Below are 12,292 nucleotides of genomic sequence, written 5' to 3'. Positions count from 1 at the left end.
ATGGGAAGTCCTGTTTATATTACAGCGATGGCTGACGCTTTACCGAACCAGCCTGTATCAAACAAAGAAATGGAAAATCTGCTCGGAATGGCTGGCAATAAACCATCTCGAGCGCGCGCTGTAATTTTGCGAAGCAACAAAATTAAGCAACGTTATTACGCAATCGATCCAGAAACCAAAGAAATGACGCACACAAATGCGTCGCTTGCAGCACAAGCAGTAAAAGGCCTTTTTACTGATCCAACTGAACTTAATCAGATTCAAAGTTTAATTGCGAGTACCAGCCAAGCAGACCAAACATTACCTAACCATGGCGTAATGGTGCATGGTGAATTAAACAATCCGCCCTGCGAGGTGGTTTCAACATCAGGCATTTGTTTATGTGGTGTTACCGCACTTAAGTATGCCTACCTGAATATTAAAGCTGAAGAAGTTGAGAACAGCGTGGTGGTAGCAAGCGAAATAGCTTCTAGCATGATGACAGCTAAAAATTTCGATAAAGAATGCCAGCACAAAGTTGAAACACTTGAACAAAACCCTGAAGTAGCCTTTGAAAAAGACTTCTTACGTTGGATGCTGTCTGACGGTGCAGGTGCCGCATTTTTACAAAACAAACCCGTGGCGGGACAACTCAATCTGAGAATTGATTGGATTGATATTATTTCGTACGCCAATGAATTAGAAACCTGTATGTACGCCGGTGCAGTAAAACAAGATGACGGCCAACTTAAAAGCTGGACCCGTTTTTCTGCAGAAGAAGTGACGCAACAGTCGATTATGACGGTCAAGCAAGATGTGCGTTTACTGAACGAAAACATTGTAAAATATACGGTAGAAGACGCACTAAGCCGCATCATTGAAAAACGTAAACTCGTTGCCAGTGATTACGCCTTATTTGTACCTCACTACTCATCGGGTTATTTCAGAGAACGTTTATATGCAGGACTTGAAAACATCGACTTTACGATTCCATACGAAAAGTGGTACACCAACTTAACTGAGCGCGGCAACACAGGTTCGGCCTCTATTTTCATTATGTTATCGGAGCTACTGCGTTCGAATACCCTTGAAAAAGGTCAGCAGTTACTTTGTTACATTCCTGAAAGTGGCCGTTTCTCAAGTGGCTTTATGCAGTTAACGGTTGAATAACGGTGAAAAAAGATCAAGTCCCTCAGGACAATTCAAAAATTTACCAAGGGCAATCAAAGTTGGTATATGCAGTTGATGAAACGGGCCATTATGCCGGTGTAAAGTCGTCTGGCTGGGATGTCGAATCATTTGCCACCCAGTATGCTGTTGACGATCTTAATCAACAAGCCGAAGATACGTTAGCCGAAGTGCAGCAAGGCAAGGTTTCAGCACTTAAGTACCATATGCTTTGCGCACGTCACGATGTGTTATCCCTATCTCAAGTGACGGGCTTTTTTCAGTGGCAAATAAAACGCCATTTTAAGCCGCGCGTATTTAACACACTTTCAGCCAAAGCGCTCGCCCGTTACTGCGAGGCACTTGCCATTACCGAACAACAATTAAAGGAAATACCAGAGCAACATGACGCCAGTTTTAAACAACCTAGTGCATAACCAATCTTCACATTGCGAAAGTGGCGTTGTATCAAATATGCTATCAACCAATGGCTTCAATATTTCTGAGCCAATGGCGTTTGGTATTTCATCGGCAATGAGCTTTGCCTATTTGCCATTCGTTAAAGTAGCCGGTATGCCACTGATTGCTTATCGCATGCCACCAAAAACCATTATTAATACAGTGACTAAAAAGCTTGGCATTACCTTGCACCGAGAAAAATTCTCAAGTGCAGACAAAGGTATGGCAAAACTAGATGAGGTTTTAGCTGAAGGCAAAGTAGTTGGTTTACAAACCTCGGTTTATTGGTTGCCCTACTTCCCTGATGAAATGCGCTTTCACTTTAATGCACACAATTTAATGGTTTACGGAATCGATGCTAACGATCACTACCAAATTAGTGACCCTGTATTTGAACATACTGTAACCTGCCCTAAACGTGATTTAGAAAAAGCACGCTTTAGTAAAGGTGCACTTGCACCAAAAGGCTTAATGTATTGGGTTGATAATGTGCCAAAAGAAGTGGATTTAACACCACATATTTATTCTGGCATAAAGAAAACAGCAAAAATGATGGCTGGTTTACCAGTTCCGGGCATTAACTTGTTTGGCACCCAAGGTATGGAAAAGTTAGCGAAAGATATTGAAAGACTCGATCGCAAACCAAAGAAATACCGTCATTTATTTTTGGCGCATATTGTACGAATGCAAGAAGAAATCGGCACAGGTGGCGCTGGTTTTCGCTTTATGTTTGCCAGCTTTTTAGATGAAGCTGCAAACTATACAAACAATCAAGCAATGTTTGAAGCATCGCAAATGGCAACTGAAATCGGTGATAACTGGCGTAATCTTGCGTCACTTGCTGTTAATCACTGCCGCAGTAAGACACCTGTACCACTTAGCGATATCGCGGCGCAGTTACGTGATTGCGCTAAGCAAGAAACAGAACTGAGAGCCCGCCTGCTGGCAATTAAATAACCCATATATTAGTAAGTAATTTCTTTATTACTGCCAACCTTAAGCCTATGTGTCGAGTTGTTTACAACCGCTGCCATAGGCTTTTAGCATAAATACCTATTGCAACTAAACTGTGCTATCGTTGACCTATAAATCTAATAATATTCGATATTGAATGTGTAACAGCTATGGCTAGCCGAATTAATTTTCTCAGTGTTGCAATACTTTTAGCTATTTCAGCTCAAGCAAATCATGCTGACGCTATTGATTACGATTTAGAATCTCTACAAGCACTTAGCTTAAAAGACTTGCTCAATGTGCAAGTGCAAACTGCTAGCCGCAAAAAGCGCTCACTTCTTGATGCCCCTGCAAATATTAAAATAGTCACCGCAGAGCAAATAAAGCAACGTGGATATCAAAACCTGATTGATATCTTACGTGATGTACCCGGTTTTGATTTTAGCAATCACTATGATGGTGCTGGGGAATACACTAGCCACAGTATCAATCGTGGGATCGGTGGCACCCCAGGTAATGTGCAATTGCTCATTATGATTGACGGCATTGTACAAAACCATATCGCATTTAATTGGTCGCAGCCTTGGGGCAATCAGCAAATTCTCGCTGATATTGAACGCATTGAAATAGTACAAGGCCCAGGCTCTGCAAGTTATGGTGCCAATGCGTATTCGGGCGTTGTTCACTTTATTACAAAAAGTGCCGCAAACACATCTGGGCAGCGCATGAGCTTACTTGCCGGAGAGCACGGCACTCAGTCTGCGCAGTTTATGCTTAACCATCAACTTTCAGAATTGCGTTTGCAACTTGCTGGCCGTTATTTTAAACGCGATGGAGATTCAGGGCTCGAAAGCTACGACCCTGCAGGCTACTTTGCCAATCATTTATTTCCGAATTATCAACTACAGAGTTATAACGCCAACGGCTACACCACCAATACGCCACACCCATTTGCTAACCAATATCAAGGCGCGGGATTTAATAACCAAAGCGATGATTCAGCATTAAGAGGTAAACTAGTTTGGCAAAATCCACATCAGTATAAGCGTGGTATTCAACTCATTAAGGTAGGCTTTAATACTTGGCAGCAGGAGCAAGGGCTCGGCAGCTATGTAACAGGTTTTGAATACCAAACACGCGATGCATCGTATAAAAAAAACCAAAGCGCACAGCACTATTACTTGGATTTTGACTATCAATATTCGCCAGAGCTGATATTGCAAACGCGGATATGGCAAAGAGAAAACGAACAAAAACCCGATACCGGCTTTAAGTACAGCTATCGCTTTGTAGATTTAATTAAAAGTTATCATAGCGTGAGTGAGCAACGCGCATTTGAACAACAACTCAATATCTCAAAGCTATACGATATAGACTGGCAAATTGGTTATCGCTTAATGCGCTCAAAGAAAATGGGCCAAGTGGTTTCGCTCGGCGATTATCAAATAGGTCAACAAGCTTCAACATCATCTGATTGGTTAGCGGCAGAGGCTGGATTAGGACTCAATGTATACAGCGAATACCCTCTTGAACATGTTGATGAACAAGCGGTGTATATAGAAGCCCAAGGCTACCTAAATGATCGCCTAAATTACACCTTAGGTATGCGCTATGACCACAGTGATGCCTACGGCGGAACAACTAACCCAAGAGCTGCAATTAACTATAACGCCAGCCAGAGCTTAGTGTTTAAACTACTCTATGGACAAGCCTTCCGCGAGCCTAGTATTTTTGAGCTCAATGATGAGTTTCGTGGTAATCCAAACCTAAAACCAGAACAAGTCAGAACCACAGAGCTTGTTAGCCATTATTTTTACGAACAGCAAAAACACCAGTTAGATATTAAGACCGCACTTTACTACAGCCAAGAAGATAACCGTATTAGGCTAGATATTAGTGATGAGAATAATAACTTCCGCTACGACACTAGCAGCACAGTGAGCTATGAAAACGCAAAACACAGCGACTACTGGGGCGTCACGTTAGATACGAGTTATACCTATAATCAAAATATATCGGCGTACTTTAATTATCATTACTCCGATGGCGACCAAGATTTAGCTGCGAATGCACTTAATCACACCACAGATCACAAAATTAATTGGGGCATTAATTACCGCGTTATGCCAAACCTCACAATTGACTTACGCGCAAATCACCTAATCAATCGTAATGCACCAACCAGTAACGCTTATTTTGATAAGCACGCACCTAGTTTATCGCTATATAACTTAGTGCTATCAGCACCAAATTTAACAATTTCGGGCATAAACCTTACACCACAACTCATTGTTAAAAACCTATTTGATAAACAATACACCTTGGTTGGTAGGCAAGATGGCGCCAGCGACATTAATGAGTATGATATTGAGCGAAATGCCGATCCTCAGGGTTTCACACCAGCCTATCACCCGCAAATGGGACGCACCCTAGCGTTACAAGTATTGGTAAGCTTTTAATCGACTATCTAAATGAAATTGAAAGCGTAGTTAGGCACGTTAGTGTTTATTTAGAGGCGTGTTGGTATAAAGGGTTAATTGTTTAACCTAATAGCGGTTAGTTATAAAGCGTTGCAATATCGAGTACCGTTTTATCCCAGCTAAGTCCTGTAGCATCGCTGCTCTTTTTATTAAGAAAGAACATCGGGCGGCCATTTTTAACACTTAACCCCAATGTAATGCCCTGCTTTACCAAATCAATTTCATTAGTCACCAGCAAGCTATTAAACTTCAAACTATAAATAAGTGCATCACTTAAATTTACTTGGCTATCAAGGTAAATAATATCGTAAGCTTTGTTTGGTAGTGTATTACCAAACTTAATATTACCTAGCTGCTCGTTGCGCTGTTTGGCTTTTAGTAAATTAAACGCCTGGTAAACTGCTTGGTCATTAATAACAAAAATAGAAAGCTTAGGCTTAACTGACAATGCCTTTTCATATGGCATTAACTTGGAAAGTAATACAACCTGCAAATTTGCCGGCAATTCGCTGGCCATGCTGAATGTTGATAAGCTGAAAAGCACTAACGATAGTACGAATAGCCATTTTAACTTATTAACTGAGTTTAGCAACACTGTTCGACTATTATCTTGCTGTAAAACTTACACATAATGCTTATTTGAGACTCCTTTTCGATAAGCTATCGTATTCCAAAACGACAATGCAACATACATGCAAATTATTGTACTGATTGTAATTATATTCTTATACTAGTACAAAAATATGCTAGATTATAGAAGAACTTTTGCTGAAAAATGGAAAACGATGAATAACAACAAGTTGAGTGTAAGACTGCTGTGGTATATTACTCCCCTTGTGATTATTCCTATGGCAATTCAAGGGGTATTCTCCCTTTCCAACGTTACCAGTTCTTCCGAAAAACAAGCCGAAGCAATTGTTACACGCTTTGTTGAACAGCAAGTTTCAAAAAGCCAAAATTACACACAACTGTACAGTTCTATTATTGAATTACTTTCCGCCTCCCCCGATCTCAGTCAATATTTAATTTACAGTTACGATGAGCACAATCGCCCATCAAAAGAGCGCACAAAATTAGTATCAGCACTGGTGGATGAATTTGGTAATTACGTCGATTCATTTTCTCACATACTCAGCATTGGTGTAATTAACCCACAAGGAGAAGTACTTAGTTACTACCCCAAAGCGGTGCTTGAAACACGAGAAAGCTACCCGTTTAGCGAACAGCTGACAAATAGTCGCAAGCAACAAAATTTGTTTTTCGTTACAGAGAACGACAACACCTCGATTTACCTAACCTATCGCTTATTTGATTCGCGATTTACCCTCGACTCACCCAAAGTTTTGGGATATTTAATTTTTCATATCAATAACAGTGAAATTGCGAAAAGTGTTGCTAACAACTACTTTTCTGACACGGTTAATTTCATTATGGATAGCTCAGGTAAAATCTTGTTCTGCAATCAAGTTGATATTAATAACCGCTATGTATCTGAATTCGAGCTGCAATTACTGAAAAAAACAGCCAATACTGGCCTTTTTAGTCAAGTGGCACTGCGTACGTTAGCTGATGAAAAACGTATGATCTTAGCGCACTCAATGGGCAATGATTTATACTTTGTTACCGCGCTAAATAAAGATTCGCTCTATAAAGCAGGTAAAACCATAACCATGTACACCGCATTATTAATTCTTGCGACTGCGGTGTTTTTACCAGGCATTATTTTCTTAGTTGTACGTCGCATGCTGTTAAAGCCGATTGAATCACTTGCCGAGGCCAGCCATAAAGTGGGAGACGGTAATCTCAACGTAAAACTACCAATCGACCGCAGTGACGAATTAGGTATGTTGTTTCAAGATTTTAACCATATGGTTAATCAAATTAAGCAATACCAAAATGAATTACTCGACTATCGCGAGCACTTAGAAGAAAAAGTAGTTACACGTACTCAAGCCATCGCAAAAATTAATAAAAAGCTCGAAAAAGCAATAATTGAAGCTGAGCAAGCTAACCATTTGAAAAGCCGTTTCCTTGCCAATATGAGCCATGAAATTCGCACGCCACTTACAGCAATTATGGGCTTTACCGAAACCATCTTAACGCAAGAATCAAATAACAAAAAAGCCAAGTATTTAAGTACGGTATTGCGCAACTCTAAGCACTTACTTGAGCTTATTAATAACATTCTCGACCTTTCTAAAATTGAAGCCGATAAACTCGAAGTTGAAACACGTGCATTGGAGCTTATTCCGTTTATTAACGATATTAAAAGCGTGATTGAGCCAATGGCGACGGATAAGAAGCTTACTTTAAGCCTAAATATCGAATACCCATTACCAAGCATTATTCATAGCGATGAAACGCGTCTTAAACAAATACTGCTCAATATTTGTAGCAACGCCGTTAAGTTTACCGAAAAAGGCGAAGTGGCATTAAACGTTCGTTATTCACCTTCAACTGAGAAACTAATCTTTACCGTGATTGATAGTGGTATCGGTATGTCACAACAAGAGCAAGAGCGCGCCTTTAAACCATTTGAGCAAGCCGACATCAGTACTACTCGTAAGTTTGGTGGTACAGGGCTAGGTTTATGTATTGCTAAAAACCTAGCACAGATATTGGGTGGCGATATCACTGTAAACAGCAAGCTAAGCGAAGGCAGTACCTTTGAAATAATCGTGGCAACAAACAATCAAAATCAACAAATCACCATGATTAACAGCGCCGATTCAGCTCAGGCAATGTTGAAAGAAGAACACACAACCCATACCCAGCAGTTTGAGGGCAACATTTTGGTCGCGGAAGATAATAAAGACAACCAAGACCTGATCCGCTTATTGCTCAGTCAATGGGGCATCTCACCTGACTTTGCCAATAATGGCGCAGAAGCGGTAGAGCAAGCATTAACCAACGATTACGACCTCATCCTAATGGATATGCAAATGCCGGTAATGGGTGGCTTAGAGGCGACAGAAATGCTGCGTAATGCAGCCTTTGATGGGCCAATTGTTGCGCTAACGGCAAACGTAATGAAAAACGATGTTGACGCCTACCTCGAAGCTGGGTGTAACAAGGCGCTTGCAAAGCCAATTGATAAATCACAGCTTGAACAAACATTACAACAATTTTTGGCACTTGATCGCAGCAGTCAGCAAAACTGGGAAGAGTTATTCCAAGGCGAGCGTTTTAAACAGATCAGTAGCAATTACAAAGCTAAGCTACCTAATTTATTAGATCAAATCGCTCATTTAAATGAGCAACAAGATCTCAATGAATTACTCGCATTAGCCCACAGCATTAAAGGCAGCGCGGGTTGTTTTGGCTTTAATCATATTAGTGATGCCGCCGCCGAATTAGAATCATGTATTCGCGACCATAATGAAGATGGCCTTGATTATCATATTCTCAAACTTGAGCAAGCAATTATATTTATTCTTAATCTAAAAGAGGAAGATTAGGGCTAGCTAAATATGTGGTTAGGTATAGCGCTGTAAGCGGAGTGCTTAACCCAAAACAATGATTCGTTATCTAGATGAATTAATGAAGCGGCTGTTTTTATAACTAAAAACTAAGCGCCATTAATATCGCGTCTTCACGACCAAACTCGCTCGGATAGTAATTTTTACGCACACCTGTTTCAACAAAATCGAATGCAGTGTAAAGATGAATAGCGGCTAGATTCGACTGTCGCACTTCTAAAAATACATTCTCGCCATTTGCCGCTTTTACAACACCCAACAAATGAGTAAGCATAGCTTTAGCAAGCCCTTTACCTTGATTTTCAGGGCTAACACAAATATCCATCAAGGTATAATCAGGACCTACTTGCTCTAAAATATAAAAGCCTTGAAGAGTATTGTTCTCCAAACATCCATACGCACTGTAACGCCCCGATAAACACGATGCCATTAGTTTTTCAGACATCGGAAAAGCATGACATTGCTGTTCAATAGTCATTAAATTCTGCAAATAGGTTTGGTCTAATTTTACGATTAAATCTGTTGCCATAACGTGTGCCACAATGCTTTCTTTTGTTCGCCGGTTAATCCCAAATTGCTCACCTTTACTAATCCAGCGCTTATTTCAAAAGGCACATTTAGATCAGTAAACACTAGCTTAAAGCCGGCTGATTCTAGCATCAAATTCAGGTCAATTTGTAACTGCGCATTGTTTTGCTGGATTAAATCGTCGCTTTGTTTGAGCTGAAGCAATTCTATATCGAAAAGTGTAGCTAACCAGTTTGTAACCATAATGACAAAAAGATTAAAAATTGAAGTACTTAGAAAGTGAAAAAAGAAGTGGCAGGGGCGACAGGACTCGAACCCGTAACCGTCGGTTTTGGAGACCGCTGTTCTACCAATTGGAACTACGCCCCTGCAATGACGTCGCATTATAAGGACTCTTTGCTAAAGGTAAAGAAAAAAATAACATAATTCAGTTCAGATGCTCAAAATAACAACAAAATCAAATTTTACAATTGACCAATAATTATATTTGTTCGAAAATTAAGAATTAATTATGAAAAATATACAGAACGGAGTCTGGAGCTGAGGTAATTTTGCAAAAAGATCTCTTAAACTCGGTAGTAAAAATTACACGACACCGCGATGTAGATTCACTTGAATTAAGCTTGTTGTCGACAATTAGCGAGTTTCTGCAACCAACAGAAGCGGCGCTTTACAAAGACCTTTCGCGTTTTAATGGCAAAGGTATAGAGTCGAGTGCCTCTTTATTATGTGACGAACAGGGAAAAATTCACTGGCGTTCACGCGAGATTATTGAAGAGCCGACGAAGGAGCTACAATGCTGCCTTGAGTCTGCCTGTACAATCAGCTTACAAGACAAATCAGGCAACGAAACACGCTGGATCCCTGTCGTAATTGACGACCAAGTATCGGGCGCCGTGTATATTGTTGCTAAACACCTTAATTCCAGTGAGCAAGTTACGCTAAATGCACTTTGTCGTATTTATGAAAACTACTTAACCATTCTTAACGAGAGTGAACGCGATAAATTAACCGGCTTACTCAACAGACAAACGTTTGAACGCAAGATAAAACAACTGCTGGAAGACCAGTTACACTCGCATAATACGCCACAATTACAGGGCAACCGTAACAAACGTTATGACGAGTCTTCTTGGCTAGCCATTCTTGATATTGACCACTTTAAACAAGTTAATGATACCTACGGACATGTATGCGGTGATGAAGTACTGTTGACACTTGCGCAAAAAATGCAGCTCTTTTTCCGCTCCAGCGATTTAATTTTCCGCTTTGGTGGTGAAGAGTTTGTCGTCGTATTTGAACCGACAACACTTGAACATATCACCTCAAAACTGGCTGAATTCCAGCAATATGTGCGAGATAACAAATTTCCATTTGTCGAACAGTTAACATTGAGTATTGGCTTTTCGAGAATGAGCCCTTACGACTTCCCTATTTCGGTGATAGAAAATGCCGACAAAGCGCTCTATGTAGCAAAAAATAGCGGACGAAACCAATGTGTTTATTACGGCGATATTCTCGATGAAGATAGCCAAGAACACCCTTCCGCCGATGACGTCGAATTATTCTAAAACATAAAAAATGCCAGCTATAAGCTGGCATTTTTATATCTAAAACTAAGTAGGATTATTCCCACTCAATTGTCGCTGGCGGCTTACCAGAAATATCGTAAACCACGCGCGAAATACCATCGATTTCGTTGATAATACGGTTCGATACTAAACCTAAGAAATCATACGGTAAGTGTGACCAACGCGCTGTCATAAAGTCGATTGTTTCAACACAACGAAGTGATACAACCCAATCATATTTACGCGCATCACCCATTACACCTACAGACTTAACCGGTAGGAAAACAGTGAATGCTTGTGACACTTTATGGTAAAGATCTGCTTTGTGTAGTTCTTCAATAAAGATGGCATCAGCACGACGTAGTAAATCACAGTATTCTTTCTTAATTTCACCAAGCACGCGAACACCTAGGCCTGGACCTGGGAATGGGTGACGGTAAAGCATGTCGTATGGCAGACCTAGTTCAAGACCAATTTTACGTACTTCGTCTTTAAATAGTTCACGCAGTGGCTCAACAAGGCCCATTTCCATATCTTCAGGTAAACCACCTACGTTATGGTGAGACTTGATTACATGCGCTTTACCAGTAGCTGACGCAGCAGATTCAATTACGTCTGGGTAAATTGTACCTTGCGCTAACCATTTAGCATTTTGACGTTTGCCCGCTTCTTCATCGAATACTTCAATGAACGTATGGCCAATTGATTTACGCTTAGCTTCTGGTTCATCAATACCTGCAAGGTTTGCTAAGAAGCGGTCTTCAGCATCTACTTTAATGATGTTTAAGCCAAATTTATCGCCAAACATATCCATTACTTGCTGACCTTCGTTTAAACGAAGTAAACCGTTATCAACAAATACACAGGTTAGTTTGTCGCCGATCGCACGGTTAATTAGCATCGCTACAACTGATGAATCAACACCACCAGATAGGCCTAGAATAACTTCGTCATCGCCTACTTTTTCTTTAATACGCGCAACGGCATCTTCAATAATTGATGCTGGTGTCCATAATTTTTCACAGCCACAAATATCAATTACGAAACGCTCTAATAAACGTAAACCTTGGTGCGTGTGAGTTACTTCAGGGTGGAATTGTACACCGTAGAATTTTTTCTCTTCCCAAGACATTGCTGCATGTGGGCAAGTATCTGTTTTAGCTGATGTTACAAACGTTTCAGGAATTTCGATAACCTTGTCGCCATGGCTCATCCAAACGTCAAGTTTGCCAATGCCATCTTCGATATGATCTTCAATTGCATCAAATAGCGCACAGTTACCTACTTTTTCAACTTTCGCGTAACCAAACTCTTTTTTGTCTGAGCTGTGTACTTGACCACCAAGTTGCATCGCCATTGTTTGCATGCCGTAACAAATACCAAGTACAGGTACGCCAGCATTAAATACATACTCTGGAGCGCGTGGGCTATTTTCTTCGGTCGTTGACTCAGGGCCACCCGATAAAATAATACCTTGCGGGTTAAATTCGCGAATTTGCTCTTCGGTTACATCCCATGCCCATAGTTCACAGTAAACACCGATTTCACGGATGCGGCGGGCGATAAGCTGAGTGTATTGCGAACCGAAATCTAAAATCAGTACGCGAGAATCATGAATATTTTTGCTCATTAGTTGTCTCTTTCTAAAAATCCAACAACTCGATTGAAAACGGCA

9 protein-coding genes and 1 tRNA gene are annotated in these 12,292 nt (G+C 40.6%); 6 read left to right on the top strand and 4 right to left on the bottom strand.

The genetic code is table 11. The annotated features are described in order from the left end of the window. The 4 genes from C2M30_RS01985 to C2M30_RS01970 all read left to right on the top strand — a co-directional run bounded on the left by C2M30_RS01985 (position 1) and on the right by C2M30_RS01970 (position 5,018). Positions 1–1,149 carry a beta-ketoacyl-ACP synthase III gene (locus C2M30_RS01985; RefSeq protein ID WP_100913966.1) on the top strand — a complete coding sequence of 383 codons (1,149 nt, stop codon included), beginning with the start codon at positions 1–3 and terminating at the stop codon, positions 1,147–1,149. 2 nt (positions 1,150–1,151) lie between these two features. Continuing rightward, positions 1,152–1,583, top strand: a complete 432-nt coding sequence (locus C2M30_RS01980; RefSeq protein WP_010561845.1) for a hypothetical protein — start codon at positions 1,152–1,154, stop codon at positions 1,581–1,583. Further along, entirely contained in the window at positions 1,552–2,562 is a 1,011-nt protein-coding gene (locus C2M30_RS01975; protein ID WP_105170486.1) for a BtrH N-terminal domain-containing protein, read from the top strand. Before C2M30_RS01980 ends, C2M30_RS01975 begins: the two co-directional genes overlap by 32 nt. 167 nt (positions 2,563–2,729) lie before the next feature. Beyond that, positions 2,730–5,018, top strand: a complete 2,289-nt coding sequence (locus tag C2M30_RS01970; protein ID WP_105170485.1) for a TonB-dependent receptor plug domain-containing protein — start codon at positions 2,730–2,732, stop codon at positions 5,016–5,018. Between the two features lie 97 nt (positions 5,019–5,115). Here the strand turns inward: C2M30_RS01970 and C2M30_RS01965 are convergent, their stop codons facing one another. Next, positions 5,116–5,556 (bottom strand): YfiR/HmsC family protein, encoded by a 441-nt coding sequence (locus C2M30_RS01965; RefSeq protein WP_158683300.1) that lies wholly within the window; start codon positions 5,554–5,556, stop codon positions 5,116–5,118. Between the two features lie 268 nt (positions 5,557–5,824). On the opposite strand from C2M30_RS01965, the gene C2M30_RS01960 reads away from it, so the two are divergent. Beyond that, positions 5,825–8,497 (top strand): ATP-binding protein, encoded by a 2,673-nt coding sequence (locus C2M30_RS01960; RefSeq protein ID WP_105170483.1) that lies wholly within the window; start codon positions 5,825–5,827, stop codon positions 8,495–8,497. Between the two features lie 103 nt (positions 8,498–8,600). Here the strand turns inward: C2M30_RS01960 and rimI are convergent, their stop codons facing one another. Both rimI and C2M30_RS01945 read right to left on the bottom strand, forming a co-directional pair. After that, positions 8,601–9,047 carry a ribosomal protein S18-alanine N-acetyltransferase gene (gene rimI / locus C2M30_RS01955; protein ID WP_105170482.1) on the bottom strand — a complete coding sequence of 149 codons (447 nt, stop codon included), beginning with the start codon at positions 9,045–9,047 and terminating at the stop codon, positions 8,601–8,603. A gap of 291 nt (positions 9,048–9,338) precedes the next feature. Next, positions 9,339–9,415: transfer RNA gene (locus tag C2M30_RS01945), tRNA-Trp, on the bottom strand. A gap of 182 nt (positions 9,416–9,597) precedes the next feature. Between C2M30_RS01945 and C2M30_RS01940 the strand changes: the two genes are divergently transcribed. Next, complete coding sequence (locus tag C2M30_RS01940; RefSeq protein WP_100913974.1) at positions 9,598–10,617, top strand: GGDEF domain-containing protein; 1,020 nt, start codon at positions 9,598–9,600, stop codon at positions 10,615–10,617. Between the two features lie 55 nt (positions 10,618–10,672). On the opposite strand, the gene guaA is transcribed toward C2M30_RS01940, so the two are convergent. Next, positions 10,673–12,247: a glutamine-hydrolyzing GMP synthase gene (guaA, locus tag C2M30_RS01935; RefSeq protein ID WP_100913975.1), complete on the bottom strand. Its 1,575-nt coding sequence runs from the start codon at positions 12,245–12,247 to the stop codon at positions 10,673–10,675. Between the last annotated feature and the right edge of the window lie 45 nt (positions 12,248–12,292).

Source organism: Pseudoalteromonas sp. T1lg24 (genome assembly GCF_002964745.1).
Taxonomy (GTDB): domain Bacteria; phylum Pseudomonadota; class Gammaproteobacteria; order Enterobacterales; family Alteromonadaceae; genus Pseudoalteromonas; species Pseudoalteromonas spongiae.
Note: the sequence above shows the minus strand (reverse complement) of the source record. Positions and strands in the feature narration are given on the sequence as shown.

What these genes read in the sequence shown, in the direction of transcription:
- C2M30_RS01985 (WP_100913966.1), top strand. Translation starts at nt 1, where the DNA reads ATGGGAAGTCCTGTTTATATTACAGCGATGGCTGACGCTTTACCGAAC.
- C2M30_RS01975 (WP_105170486.1), top strand. Translation starts at nt 1,552, where the DNA reads ATGACGCCAGTTTTAAACAACCTAGTGCATAACCAATCTTCACATTGC.
- C2M30_RS01970 (WP_105170485.1), top strand. Translation starts at nt 2,730, where the DNA reads ATGGCTAGCCGAATTAATTTTCTCAGTGTTGCAATACTTTTAGCTATT.
- C2M30_RS01965 (WP_158683300.1), bottom strand. Translation starts at nt 5,556, where the DNA reads ATGGCCAGCGAATTGCCGGCAAATTTGCAGGTTGTATTACTTTCCAAG.
- C2M30_RS01960 (WP_105170483.1), top strand. Translation starts at nt 5,825, where the DNA reads ATGAATAACAACAAGTTGAGTGTAAGACTGCTGTGGTATATTACTCCC.
- rimI (WP_105170482.1), bottom strand. Translation starts at nt 9,047, where the DNA reads ATGGCAACAGATTTAATCGTAAAATTAGACCAAACCTATTTGCAGAAT.
- guaA (WP_100913975.1), bottom strand. Translation starts at nt 12,247, where the DNA reads ATGAGCAAAAATATTCATGATTCTCGCGTACTGATTTTAGATTTCGGT.